Origin of the sequence: Pseudoalteromonas ulvae UL12 (genome assembly GCF_014925405.1) — a bacterium.
Classification (GTDB): Bacteria; Pseudomonadota; Gammaproteobacteria; order Enterobacterales; family Alteromonadaceae; genus Pseudoalteromonas; species Pseudoalteromonas ulvae.
This window is the reverse complement of sequence record NZ_AQHJ01000030.1, coordinates 126,535-146,754: the sequence shown is the minus strand read 5'-3', so window position 1 is coordinate 146,754 and position 20,220 is coordinate 126,535. Positions and strand designations below refer to the sequence as shown.

Below are 20,220 nucleotides of genomic sequence, written 5' to 3'. Positions count from 1 at the left end.
ATATTAAAAAGGAACAACATGAGTCAGCCTCAAGGATTAATTTTAATTGCCGATGATGACTGTGATATTCGCTTTGCACTCAGCCTCTTACTGAACCAAGCCGGATATCGCACTCTTGAGGCGGACTCAATCAAAACTTGCGAAATCCAAATTCAGCGCCATCAACCCGATTTGCTATTGCTGGATATGAATTTTAGCCGTGATACCACCTCAGGCCAAGAAGGGCTCTCTTTACTGCAAAGGCTCGATACATCGACACTACCAATTATTTTAATGACCGCGTGGGGCAGCATAGATCTTGCTGTTAAAGGCATAAAACTCGGCGCAAAAGACTTTATTGAAAAACCTTGGCACAAAAGTAAATTATTAACACTGATTGAACACACCATAAAACCAACCGCAGCAAGCAGTAACTCAGCTTCCATTGCAGCGACCGCTTCAAACTGGATTGCTCAATCACCAGCCATGCAACACCTCGAAACCCTGATCCGACAAATTGCCCCTAGCCGAGCCAATGTATTGATACTCGGTGAAAATGGTACCGGAAAATCGCAACTTGCAGCACGGATCCATCACATGTCGAGCTATCAACAAGGTCCATTCATTGCCACAAATATGGCAGCCATTCCTGAATCTTTATTTGAAAGTGAGCTGTTCGGTCATCAAAAAGGTGCGTTTACTGATGCCAAATCACAACGCCAAGGTGCATTTAGTAGCGCCAATGGAGGGAGCCTTTTTTTAGATGAAATTGGTGCTTTACCCCTTAATTTACAAGCTAAATTACTGCAAGTACTGGAAAGCCATACCTTTACTCCTCTCGGAGCTGATACTCCTCAACAAGTAGATGTCCGCTTAATTGTAGCCACTAACCAAGTCCTCGAAGCGGCGATACAAAACGGGCAATTTAGACAAGACCTGTATTACCGCCTCAACACTTTTATCATTGAGTTACCTCCACTGCGCCAGCGCCAAGCCGATATTTTGCCACTAGCCAAGCATTACCTCAGTCAGTTTGCCTTGCAATATCAGTTGATTTGTCCAACTTTAACCCCCCCTGCCCGCCAGAGTCTGCTGCACTATACTTGGCCCGGAAATATCCGTGAGTTACGTCATGTAATGGAGCGCTGCGTACTACTTAAAGGACATAAAACTAATCAAGTTATTATAGATTTCAATGATTTGATGCTGCCAAAAAGCCCTACTTCGCAGCCCCCGTTAAGCCTTCAAACTGCAGCCTTGCCTGAGCCTTCCCTTGAAGAGCGCGAATGCCAGCAAATTAGAGTGGCATTGCAGCAATATCAAGGGAATATGAACAAGGCAGCGCAAAGCCTTGGGATTTCGCGCCACGCTCTGTATCGTCGCCTTGAAAAATATCAGCTTGATGCCAATCAATTTAAATCCACGGCTCATAGCTAAATGCAGCAAACACATCGCGTAATGTTCACCTTAACCTTAGTGAGCACACAGATCTTTACCTTGTCGCTTACCACACTGTTTTTATTAAACTTTAGTCCACTTTTCTTGGTCAGTTTTGGCTTGGTTTTAGCGTATGTGTTATGTTTTTTCTCCTTCAAAGCCTACCAATTTTGGTCTCAACCTTGGCAAGATTTGATTGCTTTTAGTCAAACTAAGCTTGAAGGTGAAAAAAATATCACTCTTAAATTCAAAGATATCAACAGCTCAGCTCAACAGCTGGCTTTGGCCATCACAGAGCTAAGTGAAAGCCAAACGCACACCCAGCGGCATGCACATATAATCTGGTATGACATTTTTGAACATTGGCAAGAGCCGATTGCGGTTTTCCAGCAACAGCAATTGATGTTTGCCAATCACGCCTTCAAACGTCACTTCCCACACACTGCTTTAATTGGCGATACACTAAAAAAATTAGGCTTTAATGAACAACAAGGTCAACTCAGCCATTCGGCCTTTAGTCAAAAATGGCACAGTAGTAGTGTCGCATTTAAACAAAACCACACTGCTTGGTGGTTTTATAGCGCCAGTAATATTGAGCATTCATTGCAACAGCAGCACAAACAAAGTCAACGCGATATTGTGCGCATTATGAGCCATGAAATTCGCAATTCCCTCACTCCGATTGCATCGTTGTCAGACACATTATTAACCAATGGCCCCTTTAACCCAGAACAAGTATCGAAAGCACTGGAGCGCATTAAACAACGCAGCGAATCTTTACTTAGTTTTATCGCCGCTTATGCGAATTTGAGCACTTTACCACCGGCTCAGCAACGCTGGACGAACATAGCGCAGCTATGCCACGAACAAGCAACGACCTTAGGCATGTCATTACAGTTTCAAGGCGAACAACATGCTGCACTGGACCCTATGTTGTTTGAGCAATTACTGCTCAACATCTTTAAAAATAGCCAACAAGCACATCCAAGTACCCAACTTAAAGCACATTGCTATCATGATAATCATGTTCAAGTGCTTGTCATTAAAGACACTGGCCCTGGTTTTGCCAACTTAGACAATGCCCTTAATCCGCTTTTTACCACCAAAGCTGAAGGTCAAGGATTAGGGCTCTCTTTATGCCAAGATATCATCCAATTGCACGGTGGCGATATTCACTTAAGTAATGATGACATTGGCGCGGTTGTCACACTTAGCTGGCCACTTTAGCGCTACTAGCGAGCAACATGCTGTAACACTTTTCTACCCAATGGGCGTTCATCACAGCTATTGGTGCACTTAACGCAGCCGGTTTTTGTCCGTATATTGGTTCAGGTACACTTTTAAAGATACGAACAACACATCACACATAAGAACAAGGAACTGCGCGTGAAAATTTCAAACATCGCGTTAGCGCTTACTTTGGCGTTAAGCATCTCAAATCCAGCTTTGGCTGCAGATAAAAAAGCCGATAAAAAAGACAAAAAAGAAACCACCATCGCGTCACTCATCAAAGATAGAACTGAGTACTCTGGTTTATTTAACTTGTATCAAGATGCCAAAACGGGCGAAAACTTGATGGTGATTAACGAATCACAACTTAATACGCCGTTTGTTTATTTTGCTCATACCGTCGATGGTGTCACTGATGCAGGTCATTTTCGTGGCTCATATCGTGAAACCAAGCTAATTGAGTTTCGCCGCCACTTCGATCGCATTGATATTATCAGCAAAACACCTCGCTTCTTGTTTGATGAAAACAGTGCCATCGCCAAAGCCAGTGACGCCAATATTTCGGAAGCGGTGCTTGCCAGTATAAAAATCGAAAAAGCCGAAAAAGGCCAAATTGCATTTAATGTCGATAAACTATTTTTAAGCGAAGCGCTACACAAAGTCTCTCCATGGAAAAACCCGAACGACAAAAATGCGAAAAAACGCTTTAACCCCGGTAAATTAGACGATAAAAAGTCACGTATTTTATCTAACCGTACCTATGCCAATAATCTCGATGTCGTTGTTGATTATGTGATGACCAACGCCAATCCAACTGTGCGCGGCTCCACTGCGGTTTCGGACCCTCGTACGATATCGGTCAAGGTGCAACATTCATTTGTTGCCCTACCAGAAAACAGCTACCAGCCACGTTATGATGATGCTCGTGTGGGCTACTTTACCAACCAATTCGACCAAATGACTTCAAGTGATTGGACGCCGTACCAAGATGTAATCAAGCGTTGGGATCTGCAGAAAAAAGATCCAAGCGCAGCCGTTTCTGAACCGGTTAAGCCGATTACTTGGTGGATAGAAAACACCACGCCAATCGAGTGGCGCGACACCATTGAACAAGCAGTGCTGGCATGGAATACCTCGTTTGAAAAAGCAGGGTTTAAAAATGCCATCGAGGTCAAAGTGCAACCAGATGATGCGGATTGGGATGCCGGTGATATCAACTATAACGTGCTACGTTGGACTTCTTCGCCACGCCCACCCTTTGGCGGCTATGGCCCTGCGCTAGCTAATCCATTGACGGGTGAAATTTTAGGCTCTGATATCATGTTAGAGTTTGTCTTTATGAAAAACCGCTGGATTTATGATTCGCTATTTTCACAAGGTGCCACCAGCTTAACTGAACACACCGATGATCAAGCCAACCAATTACATTGCTCATTAGGTCATGAACTACAACAAAATATGATGATGGCCAATACGTTGGCATCGGGCGCTGACATTGAAAAGAAAGCCATCTTAGCCGAAGGTTTGCGTCAACTCGTGCTTCATGAAGTTGGCCATACGTTAGGTCTGAACCACAATATGAAAGCTTCAATTTTGTGGAACGAAAAAGACATTCACGACAAATCAAAAACACAAGGTGTGCTGACAGGTTCAGTGATGGACTACAGCCCTGTAAATGTTGCACCGCTTGGTCAAACTCAGGGTGACTACTTCCAAACAGAGCCAGGCCCATACGATGATTGGGCGATTGAGTACGGTTACTCTGCCGCGTTGACTGATGAAACCGCTGAACAAGCACGTTTAAACACCATCTTGTCGCGTTCAAATGAACATGGCTTAGCTTTTGGTAACGATGCAGATGATATGCGCGCGCCTGGCCGCCATATTGACCCGCGTGTGATGATTGGCGATATGTCATCGAACGCTGTGGCGTATGCCAGTGATCGCATGGATTTAATTAATCACATGCTAGATAAACTCATTGACACTGCGCGTGTTGAAGGGCAATCACATCAGCAACTATTAACGTCTGCCAATATGTTATTTGGTCAATACCGCACCCAAGCTGGCGTGATTTCACGCTATATTGGCGGTGTTTATGTTGAGCGTAATGTGGTGGGTACGGATGATTCCGTCAAACCTTACACGCCTGTGCCTGCTGAGATTCAAAAAGCGGCCATGAATACTTTAGCGAAAAAAGTATTTGCACCCGATACCTTAACCAACATGAAGCCGCTGTATAACTACATGCAACAGCAACGCCGTGGTTTTAATCATTATGGTAAAAATGAAGATCCTAAAGCACACAAAATGCTGCTGAGCCTGCAAACAAACGCATTGAATCAATTACTTCATGCTAACGTTTTACAGCGTATTTCGGATACAGCCCTGTACGGCAATACCTACAGCTTAAACGAGTTTATGCAGGATTTAACCAATAGCATTTTTGTAGAAGGCAACAGCAACTCAGTCAGCCAAAATTTACAAGTTGAATATGTAAACCGCTTAATCGCGATTGCAGGTTCAGGTCGAGCATCTAAATATGACTACCTTGCTCGCGCTGCTGCTTTAGGTCAACTGCAAGACATTGCTGATGCCAGCACACCTTGGGGTGCAGATAAAGCAACCAAAGCCCATAAAGCTTACATCGATTTACTGATCGAAAAAGCACTCAAAGCTTAATTTAACTTAACTAGCGTGTAATCATCAAAAACCCGAGGGACATACACTGTACCTCGGGTTTTTATCTAACTCGCTTAGCCTAATAACAGGGGCTTAAATAATTTAAGCTGCCTTTGCTACTTTTTCGGCTTTGATTGCATGGCGCTTAGCTTGCCAAATCCCCATTGCTCGCACCAAAAATGAGCCACTTAACAGCCCGTACCATGCACAAGCCACCAACATAAATATCGGGTCGACCGTCAATGCATGTTCAGTTGCAAGTAAAAAAGCCACGGCATATTTAGTAAAAAAGATCGCCATCATTAATACTAAAGGGATCCAACTACCTTGAATCAAAAACGTCTGATTTTGCAAATCATATTCTGCATAACTGGTGAGTTTAAACACTCGATTGAATAACTGCGATAAGACCAACCCCACCAGCCAAAATACAATGCTTAGTAGTGCAATCCCAAACCCTGATAACACGCCCGCCAGTGACAATATCAACATTGCAACAGGCAACGCGACCACCATCCATGATGATACCTGACGAGGTTTACTTTGCTTAAAACCAAAAAAAACTAACACTGCAAACAGCACAAATACCCAAACTGGGGTATGAGATAAAATATCACCCATGCTTACTTCCTCTTATTATTATAATCATCGCCGTACTGCTAGCTAATGCATAAGTTTTCAGCGATGACCTTTGTTTATAACCTAAGTAGCAAGTAAAAAACAGTGAATTTTATCACTTCAATAGGTATCTCAACCTAACAATTGCATCATCAGATTTTATTGGCTAGTGATAAACAACTCATCATCTACAATGCGCAATGCCATACAGTCACTCTGACCATTGATAATCATATTATTATCAACACGTACGCCGGCTCCTGAATACTTACCTGCTGCAGTGAAGCTACAAATTTGCACGTAATAGTCCGTTACTTTCGGTAATGCGAACAGTTGTTGATATATTTGATCTTGCCCAACAAAGTGGCCTTCTGTTTTCTCTAACAAATTTTTATGCTCATCAATTAATTGGATATTTGAGCCACAGCGTCCCACTATCGGTTTGACCACATAACCGGTTTGCAACAACTCATCGCTGAGCTCAAACGATGTATTAAGTAAATAAGGGTGATTTGGAAACAAACTCCAAAGCACAGGTAAAATCGCTTTATTGCTCGGTATCAATGTCCACAAAGGTTCGAAAACCATAATATGCTTACGCAACAATACATCGACTAAACGAGGCACTTCACCTGCTTGCCAAAGTGGTTCGAAAGTGTCACTGGTTGTTTGCTCAGACTCACATTCTTGCCTGATTTGATCCAAAGCGGTTTCCCATGACCATGTTTTCCATACGAAATTTAACTTATCACCGTGGCCATCAATAATGCTGCCATCGGCTTCCCAGCGCAGTTCATTTAGGCCGATAATGATGCGGCACTCATATCCAGCGGCTTCAATGACTTCTTTCATAAACAAAGCATGATAATGCTCCTCAGCTTCATCATCTTGTAAAATATGAACCATGCCTTTGACATCACTTTTGCGCCACGCTTTGACTAAGTCTTTAAACAAATCTTGCCCGGCATCTTCACCCAGTTTAACGCCAAAGTGTTTGCCCCACTTGCCCTGAACTTTGCCACTTTCCATATAACACGATGCAGAATCACAATTATATTCATACACTTTGAGGCCTTTGGAGGTTAAAGCAAAATCAAACCGACTGGTGATTAATTGGTTTAAACGATTATCCCAAGATTGGCGAATTTTAGAGAGAACGACTTCCGGAAGGTTAAATTTTTTCAGTAGCTCAGGGTGCTGTAAAACATAATCGGTCGCGTGCATAAACAGGCCATGCAATTCATTCGTTGCATGCTCAATGGTTTGCGCCCCAGTCTCTGAAATAGTAAAAAAGCGATGTTGATCAGCCAAGACCGAAGTCAACTTATGACCTTGCATCATATCAACATAAGCTGCTTCATCATCATTAGCAATATTGAGCCATGACTTAGCCGTTTGCCCATTATCGCAAACTTGATGAGGCTGAATGCTGAAAAGTTGACTATCGACTTCAGGAGTCGGTTCTGCAAAATCTGCTTGGTCCGTTTGTATCATCCAACCCAAGATAGTGGCATCGCTGTACGAGCACTCAATCCAATATTCCCCTTGCTGAGTCACTTTAGCCTTAAGTTCTCTGCACCAGTTTTGTCCTTCAGGCCACATTTGATGCCCTACATTTTGTTCAGCAAGTCGAATTTTATCAGCGTGAACCTCAACCACCACGGCAACATGACCGGTTTCTTCAAACTCGCCCCCTTCCTCCCAAATCAACAAACTACCCACTGTGGGATGTTGCTTGCAACCGTTTCGAAATGCATGTAACGGCAGGCGCTGCTGGCTATTGACATCGCGAACAGTGCGTAACTCGAAGATATCGTATGCCATGGCGATATCATCAAAAATATAACCATAGTTTATGTACATCCAACGCCTTGCAAACTCTACGCATTGCCATTTATAACCCATATAAATGCCATCTAAATAACTGCGATACGCACTCCTATTAGGATATAACGTGTCATCTGCAGTCTCATAATCAGAAGAATAAACAGGTACATTTCCGGGTGCATAACCCAACAATTCACCAAATACACTTGCGGGAGTTGAAGATTTCATTAAAGTCGTTTCTATTATTGGAGGAGTTATCAGCGAATATAGAAGTGAAGCATGTTGATAGCAAGCCAAAACATTACAGTTACAGTAGGGTGTGTTGCGCTTTTAAGGTTGTTTTTACAGCGAATGGTTGCTCATCTAAGTAAGGAAGAGGCTGTGCGGTGCCGTTATGCTATATAAAAAGCCGCTAACGAAACAAAAACCAACACAGCTAAGAATAGGCTGGTAAATAGCTTAGTTGTATTAATGCATGTTAGTGTCAAACGATGCATCACTGTCTGTCTCGGTTGTTGCAAACTGAATTAATTCAACTAATAAACGTCCATGCATGGGCGTAAAACCGGTTTTAGCGAGCTTTTTTTCTAAATACAACGCGAAATTTTTACGTCGTTGATGCTGCTCACGTAAGCGTAATAACAGTTCATGCTGTTTTTGACTAATTAGCTCTGATTGGTAAATCGGATCTTCGTCAGGCCAATCCTGAACAGGCACACCTTTATGCTGAAAAACAAAATTCGACAACGTGCGGTCGATGCGGCTGTAGTCTGTTTCACCCAATAATAATTCTATTTCTTTGAGCAAACTGCCGTATAACACTCGAGGGAAAAGCTTATAAAAATCATGGTTCTTAAATCGCTCACCCATAGGGGTTTGCTGCCAATCATGAAAGCTTGAACGTAAGGCATGAACAAAAATACGCCCCACGTAATGACTTTTTTGAAAAGACACTCCTTCTTTTTCTAAACGAGTTAACACATGGTTTAATCGTTCTCGGTAGCTGCGTAACTCAGATTTTAACTCGCTGTTTTCTTTTTCGAGTAATTGAATTTGCTCGTGGTTGGCACCCAATTGTTGCTCTAACGTACTAATTTTGCGCTGCGCACTATGAAACAAATCGCGGGTATCTTTAAGTTCAGCCAGCATATTGGCCTGTTTCAGCTTGATGCTGGTATCTGTAGATGCGGGTAACGGTTTGACGGCTTCAAGAGTTTGATGGGCTTGCATTAGCGCATGCTGGATTTTACGTTCGATGACTTTACCTGATTGACTCCCTTTGAGTAGCACATTGAGCTCTGAAGAAATATGCTTTTGATACCACAGTTGAATCTGCTCACATTGTGCCTGAGTTAAATTAGCAAATGGATTTTCAGCACTGATAGGCTTATCAGACATACACGCTCCTTGTTCAACATTGGTTAGTCATACGTTTTATTGCAACCCTGATTATACGGTAGCTAGAGCAAAATACGAGGTATCTTATTCGAGCTACCTAAAACAGCAAATCTGATGCCTGTTTTCCACTACGAAATTTTCATCTTTAAATATTCAAATAAGTGTTCAGCGGCTTTTTGATCAATATTCAGCATCAGCTGCGAAGTACACACAGATAATAATTGTGCCACGCTTTCAATGGGTAACTCATGTCTTTCTCCAGTTTGATGGTTGATCTGACTGTAGTGCAAATTACGGATCAAATGGCGCTGATGGACCTCAATTCGTGCTATCACTAAATGATTAACAAAAGTCTCATCCGGGTGTTGATGACTATAAAAGTGCGCAATATCACAATCCGCTTCCGTCACCTCTCTTAAATCAAAACGATATAAAGTCTTCTCTGCTGCCGTGTTTAGTTGCAGTAATCTAAATCCATCCGAATTATCTGGCTCTTTTTTTAACTGATATGCAAATCCCTGCTCTGAAATAAAGTGGTTATCCGTTAACTCAATTAAGCTTCTTGGGCAATCAACGCCAAACCCCACGTCAATCGCATATTGCTGACCCACTAAAGTCAATAACGTCAAACGGTGGGAGAGGCCATTTAAGGGATCACCATTGAGCATAACTCGAGCCAAAATCGGTCTGACTTGATAACCTAGCGCCTTTAACGTTAAATAAAAAATTTTATTATGCTCAAAGCAATATCCACCTGTCCGCTCTGTTATGACACGCTCAAATAGCGCTTCGGGTTCCAAACTAAGTGGCTTTTTTAGCAAGACATTCGCACTAGAAAAACAAAAATGCATAAGATGCGCCTGCTGTAATTGGCTAATATAGTCGAGATCTGACGCTGTCTTTTTGACATTGAGCAGCGCCAAATAGTGTTTGATATACGGGGGCATTATTGACTCCTCTTTACTATTTTTTTGCCATCACAAGATTGAACTCTTTAACGACTCTAGGTTGAGCATACACATTTTGAATAAATTGATAGAACACCTTCATTGTAAGTCCTTCATTGTCTGAGTTGATTTATCGACAAGGCTAAAACCACAACCTAACTTGAGGTAAAGTGTTTTTTTCGTTAAATTAAGGGCAGTTGAACTTTCGTAGTTAAATTTTGTTCGAGATAAAAGCGTTTTTATCGCGACGAGCAGTGTGTCGCCTAGTCATTCTAAGCAAATACTGCTCAACAAAGATCAACAGCCCCTAAATTTTTAGGAGAAACAAATGAACAATGAAGCAAACTTAAGTGTAGGTCAGGTGGCCAAACGCACGGGTGTCGCAGTTTCAGCTTTGCACTTTTACGAGCAAAAAGGTCTCATCCACAGCTTAAGAAATCATGGTAATCAAAGACGTTACAAACGAGATGTGATGCGCCGCATCGCCATCATCAAAGCCGCGCAAAAATTTGGCGTTACCCTTGAAGAAATAAAGCAAGCGTTTGATGCATTGCCGCAAAAGCGCGATCCAACCAAAGATGATTGGTCGCAACTTGCCACACAATGGCAAGCGATGTTAACCGAAAAAATAACCGCCATGACTCAATTGAAAAACAACATTACCGGCTGTATTGGTTGTGGCTGTTTATCCCTTCATCACTGCCCCATCTACAATCAAGATGACAAACTCGCCAAGCAAGGGGACGGCGCACATTTACTGTTTACTGAACATGGCTCCAGCAAGGAGTAAACGATGAGACCAACTCGTTTTAATGATTATGAGTTTTACTATTGATAAAGTCAGTAATCGAAAACAGCACGCCAGACCCAACGAAGGCCATGTGGATAACCACCTTCCAAAAAAGCTGCTCTTCAGTGTAATGCTGCCAATCTATAAACACTTTTAGTAACTCCACCGCTGAAATTGCAACAATGGCACTGATCAACTTAATTTTTAAGCCTGAGAATCCCACTTTACCCATCCACGCAGGGCGATCTTCATGTTGATCAATATTGAGCTTAGAAACAAAATTCTCATACCCACTAAAGATAATAATCAGCAATAAACCGGCAAGAAGCGCCGTATCAACTAAGGTCAAAATATTAATCAGCATTTGCTCATTTGTTGCATGAAACGTATTCATCACCATGGTGCCTAACAGCTTCATAAACTTAACCAATAAAAGCAAAATGGCGACGAATAAACCAAAAAAGAACGGCGCGAGCAACCAACGACCTGAAAAGATAAGCGCTTCAAAATTAGTTTCGAGTTGTTTACGCATCGGGATTCCTGAAAACTATTTATTTTGCTGCACAATAACTTGTAATGACAATAAATCAATCAAATTTTTAGATCTCGAAAACCGATGATATTTCTTAACTATACTGATCATTAAACTTTAGTAACGTGACCTTTTATTGATGACACCTATAACTTTGTTGCGATCCTCGTTTTTCATTCTGACGCTATTGTGCTGTATCTGCGTGTCAGCTAAATCGATCGAAGTCTATGAAAAACAAATAGACCAAGCACAAGGAGCCGAAAAACTAGAACTCATTATCAACTTTCTTGCTGATTACTCTCGTTACTCGGCAAAAAAAGCTATTTCCTACAGCGAATACGCCCTTATCGCACTGGAACAAACACCCAACGCAGTCCAAGAAGCTAAAGTTTATGCCTATCTGGCTTTGGCGTATAACTACCTCGAAAATCAAGCCGAAGCACTTCCGCTCGCAGAACAATCTTTATCAATTGCGCAGCGCATTAACCATCAAGAATTACAAATTCTGGCTTATGAAACAAAAAGTACGATTCAGCTAGATTTACGGCTCCACGAAAATGCATTGGAAAGCCTCACTTCGGCAATGGACATTGCAGAGCAAGCCAATAACACCCTGAAATTAGCTCATTTAATTGCACAAAGAGGCACTGTTTATCGTTACATGGGCGATCATGAATTATCATTAAAAGATTATTTAACAGCGCTCGAAATTTATCGATTTAAGGAGAATAAAGAAAAAACAGCACAAGCGTTGGGTAACGTAGGTTCGCTATATCGCCGTTCTGGCGATTTTGAAACTGCCTTAAAATACCAACTTGAGTCTTTAATGCTAAAACAAGATTTAGGCGACATTCGCGCACTATCCATTCAATACAACAACACTGCGATTATTTATAAAGACATTGGTGATTATGACAACGCCATCGAACTGCACTTAAAATCTCTCGAGCTAAAAAAACAACTAAATTATCAACGCGGTATGGTTTTTTCTTACAACAACCTCGGCGAAACGTCGCGCTTAGCAGGCAAAATTGATGATGCGTTAATCTATCTAAACAAAGCAAAATCATTAGCTGACTCCTTAGGAAATCAAGAACTGCAAGGGTCATCTAACTTGTATTTAGGCCGCCTTTATCTCGATGAAAATCAATTGACCTCATCTGAGCGATATCTCAGCCAAGCCTTGATGATTTTCAATACCACTCAAGAAATCTCTCGCTTGGCTGAAACACACTTAGCTATTGGCAAATTGCGTTTTGCACAAAATAACTACCAAGCGGCTGTCGAACAGGTTGAAAGAAGCATTGTCTATGCTGAAAAATCAGAAAAAAGCATCGTTATTTTAGCCGCTTATCAAGCTTTATCTGAATTTAATGAATCCATGAAGAACTACCAACAAGCGCTCTTCTACTTCAAAAAATACACCGCCAAACATGACAAAATCTTCAGTAAACAAGCACAATTACGAACCGGTGCACTGAGAGTTGAGTTCGAAGTCGATCAAAAGCAACGCGAAATAGAAACTTTAACCAATAAAAACACCATTTCAAATTTAAAATTAGCTCAGGAAGAATCTGAAAAAAATACAGTGTTATTGGTCAGTTTATTAATCTTTTTAGCCATGTTATTTGGCGCTTTTTTACTTATCAAACATAAACAAGATCAAGCTCAAGCGAAAGTGCTAAGTGCAATCAAAGCAGGGAAAGAGCGACTCAAACTGGCTCTGTGGGGCAGCGGTGATGAATTATGGGATTGGAATTTGGTTACAGGCACCATTTCACGGGAAAACACTTTTAATAACACCACATTACCGCAAGACCGAATTGGCAGCTCAATGAATGCGATGCAAAGTAACATTCATCCTGAAGATTTTGAACGAGTTAAAACCTTGTTTGAGCAGCACTTAGCTGGCGATAACAGTACTTTTTTTGAGGCAAGTTACCGCATTAAAAACACATTCGGAGAATGGGTATGGGTACTCGACCGAGGTAAAGCGGTCGAACGAGACGACACAGGCCGAGCCACCCGAATTTCTGGCACACTACGAGATATTTCCGCATTAAAACAACAAGAAATCGCACTTATAGAATTCAACAATGAACTTGAGTTACGAGTTGAAAAACGTACAGCTGACTTACAGGCAACCAATTCAGAGTTATCACTTACCTTAGCCGCACTGACTGATACGCAAGAAAAACTCGTTGAAGTTGAAAAAATGGCTTCTTTAGGGAGCTTAATTACAGGGATCGCGCACGAAATGAACACCCCGATAGGCACTTGCGTCACCGCCTCATCGGTATTAAACGAAGTCATTGACGATATTGCAGCGCGTGTCGATAGCAATCAGCTCTCGAAGGAAAAATTAAAAAATAGCCTAGTCCAACTCAAAAATAGTGAAACACTGATCACCAAAAACATTCATAAAAGCGCAGACTTAATCCTTCAATTTAAGCAAATAGCCAATACAGATCCCACCGTTTCAGAATTTTGCTTATCATCGATGTTCGCGCAAAAAATACAGCTTTTTGAAAAACAGCATGCGCCCAATGTCGCCCTCCAATTTGATTGCAACTGCACCATCACCGTGACTAGTTTTGCCATGAGCTTTGATATGATTTTGGATATTTTACTGCTCAACAGCCTGCAACATGGCCACAATCAAGATAAACAGCTCAATATTTCGGTGTCGTTAATAAAAGACGATACCCATTTGAGGATAATCTATCAAGATGATGGTGAAGGAATCGCAGATCAAGTGGCCGGTAAAATTTTTGAGCCGTTTTTCACTACAAAACGAAACCAAGGTAATATTGGCCTCGGGTTACATATTGTCTATAACCAAGTAACCCAGCAGCTAAAAGGGCATATCCAATTTGAACAAAAATCTCCCCAGGGAGTTATTTTTCGGATTGCCATTCCACACACGCTTTCTTAACTTGGGTAGGCCGCCAGTCGATGCTGTAAATTATTTTTAACCGCGGGCCACTCTCTATCGAGGATTGAATACACGACAGTATCGCGAAGGGAGCCATCAGCCATAACTTGATGTTGGCGCAAAATACCATCTTGTTTAGCACCTAATCGCTCAATTGCCGCCCTCGATACCCGATTAAAAAAGTGGGTCCGAAATTCAACTGCAATGGCCTTATGCTCATCAAAAGCAAACTGCAACATCAAGAATTTAGTTTCAGTATTGATACCCGTTCGACATGCGTGTTTGCTATACCAAGTAAATCCCAGTTTAACGCGACGATGTGTGCTTTCTACATCATAAAATCGCGTTGTACCCACCACTTTATTGGTGGCTCTGCAATACACTGCATAGGCAATATTCCCCAAACGCATCTCGGCGATGGCCTGTTCAACATAGCTTTGCATATCATTCGGATGGGGCACAGTGGCATACCACACTTGCCAAAGTTCACCATCTTTAACCGCTTCAATTAATGGCTCAACATGGATGATATCCAAGGGAATTAATTCAACCAGCTCGCCAGATAAGATCCGTTTACTCAGTTTCATTCATTTTTCCTATTACCTGTTACAACGGCACATTTAAGTCAAACACCGCGTAAACAGTCGCGCTAAAAGTGAGTGTTTCCGGTAAATAACGCCCTTCGACTTGTTTTGATGCCGTTCTATATAAACCGTCTTCAAGCATGGCTCGGTTTTGGCCATATTGAAACTGTGGAGCTTGGATTTCACTATTAATGCTGTAAATTTTGCCCAGTGAAGCACTAAATGCCTTCGCGAGTGCTTGTCCTTTTTCGGTGGCATCTTGCACAGCCAGTGCACTGGCTTGTTGCTGATATAACTTCGCTTTGGACGATTTAAACTCGATATGATTGACCTGATCAATCTCAATACTTAACGCAAAATTAATTAGCTCACTGACTTGGTCGATATTGTTGAGTGTTATCTTCAAATTTCGATCCGCACGATATCCCGCCACTCGTTGCTCGCCATTATCTAAATATTGAATAACAGGTGCAGTACTCAATTGCGATGCGGAAACATCTTCACTGGTTAATTTAAAACGCTCGAGTCCAGCTAAAAACTGATTCACTTTTTTATCGATTTCTTGTTTGGCAGCTAAGCTGGTTTTTTGCTGACTTTTCACTTCTAAATTAATCATCGCCAAATCAGGCTTAGCTTTCACTTGGGCTGAGCCACTCACTGATACATGGCGATTATTTGGCAGTGCTGTGTTAGCTAAACTATTGAAGCTAAGTAGCATTAGGCAAATAGCAGTAATTTTTTTCATGTCTGACGTTCCTAAAAAATTTATATGAGTATAAGGATTTGTAGCATAGATGACATCAAATTAGCGCAAGCTGAACAATAATTAATAAATTCTCTTTACTATGAATATAAATTCACTATTATTGCATTTTATTTCATTTGTTATTTAGGTTTTGTGTACATGGTTATCAATGCAGGTCGCACCACAGAGTTAGTTGAGGGATTTCGTCAATCAGCCCCTTATGTGAATGCGCATCGTGGAAAAACATTTGTCTTAATGCTTGGCGGCGAAGCCGTAAACCATGCAGGATACCGTCGAATAATTAATGATATCGCGCTACTCAACAGTTTAGGCATTAAAACCGTACTCGTTTATGGTGCGCGTCCGCAAATTGATAAAACCTTACAGCAAGCCAATATTCAAAGTGAGTTCCACCAAGGGATCCGCATTACCGACGATGAATCTTTCACGTTAATAAAACAAGTAGCTGGGGCCTTACAGCTCGACTTAACCGCACGCCTCTCAACAAGTTTAAGCAATACACCTATGTCTGGTGCGCAGCTCAATGTGGTCAGCGGTAATTTTGTTATAGCGCAACCTTTAGGTGTCGCCGATGGTGTTGATTATTGCCACTCAGGCCGCGTGCGCCGAATTGATGTTGAAGGTATTCGTCGCCAATTAAATAACAGTGGGATCGTGCTACTTGGTCCGATTGCCGCATCGGTCACTGGTGAAAGCTTTAACCTCACAGCTGAGGAAGTCGCCACACAAGTGGCGATTAAATTAAAAGCCGATAAGATGATTGGCTTTTGTGCTGAGAACGGCATTTTAGATAGCGATGGTGACGTTATTCCTGAATTAATGCCCGATGATGCCGAAGCAAAATTAGCTCAGTACCAAGACAAACAAGACGCCTGCACCAGCACAAAAACATTTTTATCTGCCAGTATTGAGGCCTGTCGCCATGGTATTCCTCGTTGTCATTTAGTCAGTTATCATCAAGATGGCGCATTGCTGCAAGAGCTTTTTTCTCGTGAAGGGATTGGTACACAAATCGTGACGCAAAGTGCCGAAGTGCTACGCCGCGCCACAATCAGTGACATTGGCGGAATTTTAGATTTAATTCGCCCTCTGGAAGAACAAGGTTATTTAGTGCGTCGCTCTCGTGAGCAGCTCGAAATAGAAATTGAGCAATTTACCATTATCGAAAAAGAAGGATTAATCATTGGCTGTGCGGCATTAAACACCTTTGATGAAGAGCAAGCTGGTGAATTTGCTTGTTTGGTTGTTCATCCGCAATACCGAGATGCCGATAGAGGCTCTGTGCTACTGTGTAACATCATCGCGCAAGCAAAATCCTTGGGCTACCAAACATTATATGCGTTAACAACTCGCAGTATTCATTGGTTTTTAGAGCACGGTTTTGATTTTGCGTGTGTGGATGATTTACCCGAAAAGAAAAAGTCACTATACAACTATCAGCGCAAGTCTAAAATTTTGGCGCTGCAATTAAGATAAATCGTTATTGATCTTATTTAACACAAAATAGCCGCTGTTCGCGGCTATTTTGTTTTTTCAGCTAAGTTATAGGCTATACCACAACCCTAACCAACCTCTTATTTCATCTTCAATAGTGTCACCGGCTACTTTGACCACACCAAAATTAATCTTCAAATCATTAATTGCGGCAGGGCCTAAATTAAAGCTCACGCGCTCTTGCCATTTCACCCCGTAACTATCAGCAAACTCTTGGCCATTCACTTTATATTGTTGATAGTAAAACCACGGTTCACCCACCTCATAGCTTACCCCTGCAGAGAGGGATTCAAACTCATCACCTGCAACAGAGAAAAATGGCAATTCAGGCGCAATCACATATTCAGCATGCACATCGGCTTTAATTAAGCTCGACTCAAAACCACCTAAACTCAATTGGCTATCCGTGCGCGAACGCTTTTGGTATTCACTGTACATAGGGAAATGCCACGCTTTACCAAATAGCTGCGCTTGGAGGTCATAACCGTGCCAACTTTCTCCATCAATGTCACCTTCGTACACCTTGGCACTCACCGATTGACCAATCGCAAAAGCTTGCCAATCACGCTGCCAACGCTGATCAATCCCAGCTCGTAACCACATGGCATGCCCTTGCTGATAATCACTGTAATTGTATGCAAGGTGACTATTGAGTGTGAATTGGTCATTGCGATATGGGTAACTCATTTGTGTGAATAAACCCGTCGCCTTAACGTGTGCATTGAATGCATCTTGATTTTGATATTGCTTGCTCGAATCCAGATCATAACTAAATAGATGCGCACTTAAATCTACAGGCAATGCGGTGTATTTAATTTCTGCAAACCCGCCAGATAAAGCACTTTTTGTATCAAAAGCGCCCCCAACTTGCCATGTTAATTGGTTGAGAAAATCCCCTCCTTTGAGGCCGATCTGAATTAAAGTCGTTGCAGCACTTGCGTAGTGCTCACCAATACTCAGTGTGATGTTTTGCTCTGTTGGGTCGTAAGGCTTGGTCTCACCTATTTCTTGTTGATAAACCTTGGCAGCAGGCAGAATGTGCGCTTGCGCTTGGCTGGTATCGGCTATAAGTGCTTCAGCTCGCTCAGTTACCTCAACAAATGGCGCATCCTCAGGCAACTTATACAAGTCTGGGCCTTGGGAATTAATCGCCTGATATAAAATGCCTCCCTCTTGCATTGGCATTGGATATGCGGTGACTTGCTGACCTTGAGTCAATTGCACTAAGCGATCGCTCGCAAAATCATAGCGGTAGATATTTGTTTCGCCCGCAACACCTGCAACGTAATAAATACTTTGCCCATCCAGTGACCAAGCTGGGTAGGATAAAAACTGGTAATCTTTTGGCATCGGCACTTGGCTAATACTTTGATTATCTAGATTTTTAACCCACAAAGCCCAGTTTTCGTTTAAGCTTGTTTTTAAATAAGCTAATTTATTTTGATGTACGACAGGAAAGTCATAAACTGTGGCTAAATCTTTGGAGGTTATTTCACTCACTTGCCCTGAAGCTAAGTCAACCTTCACCAACTCTGAATAACCAAACTGTGCCCGCTCTGCATACGCGGTGGTTTTATCTTCTGAAATTGAAAAACGACGCACATTGGCAAATTCAGTGAGCTGCTTGATTTGCCCTGACTGCAAGTCAAAACGAAACAAATCCTGATGGCGCGATGCCAGCTCATTATTGGCTACGCTAAATGCGCCAAACACTAATGTCTCGTTATCAAGCCATTGTGGGGTGACGATGCCTTGTTGGTTAATTTGCTGCAAGGTTTGCTTTTGTTCACGCGCAAACGTGATCGGCGCAACATCGATAATATCGCCTGGGTCATCGGCTAAAATTGCTTGTTGTTTTTTGTTAAATTCTTCAGCTGCTTTTTCGTTATCGGCGGTTGCATAAATAGTTAGTTGGGTATGGCCGTCCGTATCAACGCTGACCATGGCTAGCTTATCCTGCTCAGGAGATAAAGCCGGACTTTGCTGAATATGATCTAAATCGAACCATAAATTGCTGTTTAATTCAGGCTGCAGGTGTTCTTTAGAGAGCGCTTTATGAGTATATTCGGCAACAAAACGACGATACAATTTGTCTGGTGACTGGCCAAACACCCCAGTAAATGCTTGATTAAAATCTCGGCTTTCTACTGCCCGAGTACGTGTCCACACTGCATCAAGTGTCGCTTTATCAAAGTTATCTTCTAACCACTGCAAATAGCGCACTCCCATCAAGTACGCCATTGAACCTGCCATGTATCCGCCATCTACGGCATTTAACTGGCCGTACGAAGGTAACATGCCTTCTTTGGCAAATTGGGTGAGCAGTGCTTCAACATAGTTATCGTGTAAACGGCCGCGGCCGGTCATTTGCGACTCAAGTAACGTTGCGTACCCTTCAGCCGCCCAACGTGGTACTTGCATGCCTTGTGCAACATCATACAAACCCGATACATCTCTTAAGGCTTGCTTCCATTCGCTGCGACTCGGCTGCGCTAAATGGACTAAGTGGATATACTCGTGTAAAGCAAGCAGTTGCTGCCAACCAGAACTATTAGAAATGACTGTATCGGATTGAGGCGGTGATGCATACAGGGCCATGAGAGGGTGATTACTGGCCGGAATAGCAAAACCATTGGCGCGATTGAGCGGATCAAATACAAGTACATCCACTTTTTTATCTAATGCCCTATTTTGCTGCTCAAGCACTTTGCTTCTCACGCTTTCGAGTTCATTTGCCGCTGAGCGCGCCCAAGCTTGATACTCTTGATTAAAGTGGACTTTAAAATTATCTGTTTCTATTGTTTGCCATTGAGTCTGTGCCTGAGCAGTAAAGCTCAGCGCTAAGCTTAGGGCGATAAGGTTTTTTTTCATTATTATCTCGTGATAAAAAGCAATTGAGCTTATGCTAACCAACTAAAAAATCGAGGTAAAAACAAAATGATAAGCGGTAATATAGATTGATAAGCGGTGAGAACTGCTTCATCCTCACCGCGGGTTGGGG

Annotated in this window: 14 protein-coding genes; 6 read left to right on the top strand and 8 right to left on the bottom strand. The window is 42.2% G+C overall.

The annotated features are described in order from the left end of the window. The first annotated feature begins 18 nt into the window (after window positions 1-18). The 3 genes from PULV_RS14235 (at window position 19) to PULV_RS14225 (ending at window position 5,328) form a co-directional block, all read left to right on the top strand. A complete protein-coding gene (locus PULV_RS14235) occupies window positions 19-1,416 on the top strand; it encodes a sigma-54-dependent transcriptional regulator (RefSeq protein ID WP_193332073.1) in 1,398 nt (465 codons plus the stop codon). Then, entirely contained in the window at window positions 1,417-2,643 is a 1,227-nt protein-coding gene (locus PULV_RS14230; RefSeq protein WP_193332072.1) for a sensor histidine kinase, read from the top strand. It abuts the gene before it with no gap. A 159-nt stretch (window positions 2,644-2,802) separates the two neighbouring features. Continuing rightward, entirely contained in the window at window positions 2,803-5,328 is a 2,526-nt protein-coding gene (locus tag PULV_RS14225; protein WP_086745731.1) for a zinc-dependent metalloprotease, read from the top strand. 102 nt (window positions 5,329-5,430) lie between these two features. Here PULV_RS14225 and PULV_RS14220 read toward each other — a convergent pair whose 3' ends face one another. From PULV_RS14220 to PULV_RS14205, 4 genes are all read right to left on the bottom strand, one after another. Continuing rightward, window positions 5,431-5,949 (bottom strand): DUF6622 family protein, encoded by a 519-nt coding sequence (locus tag PULV_RS14220; RefSeq protein WP_193332071.1) that lies wholly within the window; start codon window positions 5,947-5,949, stop codon window positions 5,431-5,433. Between the two features lie 156 nt (window positions 5,950-6,105). Continuing rightward, window positions 6,106-8,001 carry a bifunctional glutathionylspermidine amidase/synthase gene (gene gss, locus PULV_RS14215; protein WP_193332070.1) on the bottom strand — a complete coding sequence of 632 codons (1,896 nt, stop codon included), beginning with the start codon at window positions 7,999-8,001 and terminating at the stop codon, window positions 6,106-6,108. A gap of 240 nt (window positions 8,002-8,241) precedes the next feature. Continuing rightward, window positions 8,242-9,171, bottom strand: coding sequence for a hypothetical protein (locus PULV_RS14210; protein ID WP_086745734.1), 930 nt, complete (start codon window positions 9,169-9,171; stop codon window positions 8,242-8,244). 128 nt (window positions 9,172-9,299) lie between these two features. Continuing rightward, window positions 9,300-10,118 carry an arylamine N-acetyltransferase family protein gene (locus PULV_RS14205; RefSeq protein WP_193332069.1) on the bottom strand — a complete coding sequence of 273 codons (819 nt, stop codon included), beginning with the start codon at window positions 10,116-10,118 and terminating at the stop codon, window positions 9,300-9,302. A gap of 328 nt (window positions 10,119-10,446) precedes the next feature. On the opposite strand from PULV_RS14205, the gene soxR reads away from it, so the two are divergent. Next, window positions 10,447-10,908, top strand: coding sequence for a redox-sensitive transcriptional activator SoxR (soxR, locus tag PULV_RS14200; protein WP_086745736.1), 462 nt, complete (start codon window positions 10,447-10,449; stop codon window positions 10,906-10,908). A 19-nt stretch (window positions 10,909-10,927) separates the two neighbouring features. On the opposite strand, the gene PULV_RS14195 is transcribed toward soxR, so the two are convergent. Beyond that, window positions 10,928-11,440, bottom strand: a complete 513-nt coding sequence (locus PULV_RS14195; protein WP_086745737.1) for a TIGR00645 family protein — start codon at window positions 11,438-11,440, stop codon at window positions 10,928-10,930. Between the two features lie 202 nt (window positions 11,441-11,642). Between PULV_RS14195 and PULV_RS14190 the strand changes: the two genes are divergently transcribed. Then, a complete protein-coding gene (locus PULV_RS14190; RefSeq protein WP_193332068.1) occupies window positions 11,643-14,375 on the top strand; it encodes a tetratricopeptide repeat protein in 2,733 nt (910 codons plus the stop codon). Here PULV_RS14190 and PULV_RS14185 read toward each other — a convergent pair. Beyond that, window positions 14,372-14,962, bottom strand: a complete 591-nt coding sequence (locus tag PULV_RS14185) for a GNAT family N-acetyltransferase (protein WP_086745739.1) — start codon at window positions 14,960-14,962, stop codon at window positions 14,372-14,374. The two genes, PULV_RS14190 and PULV_RS14185, sit on opposite strands and share 4 nt — an antisense overlap. A gap of 19 nt (window positions 14,963-14,981) precedes the next feature. Continuing rightward, window positions 14,982-15,704: an SIMPL domain-containing protein gene (locus PULV_RS14180; RefSeq protein WP_193332067.1), complete on the bottom strand. Its 723-nt coding sequence runs from the start codon at window positions 15,702-15,704 to the stop codon at window positions 14,982-14,984. Window positions 15,705-15,863: 159 nt separating this feature from the next. On the opposite strand from PULV_RS14180, the gene argA reads away from it, so the two are divergent. After that, complete coding sequence (argA, locus tag PULV_RS14175; RefSeq protein WP_193332066.1) at window positions 15,864-17,201, top strand: amino-acid N-acetyltransferase; 1,338 nt, start codon at window positions 15,864-15,866, stop codon at window positions 17,199-17,201. A gap of 66 nt (window positions 17,202-17,267) precedes the next feature. On the opposite strand, the gene PULV_RS14170 is transcribed toward argA, so the two are convergent. Further along, on the bottom strand, window positions 17,268-20,090 hold the full coding sequence (locus PULV_RS14170) for a TolB family protein (RefSeq protein WP_193332065.1): 2,823 nt from the start codon (window positions 20,088-20,090) through the stop codon (window positions 17,268-17,270). Window positions 20,091-20,220: the final 130 nt, after the last annotated feature.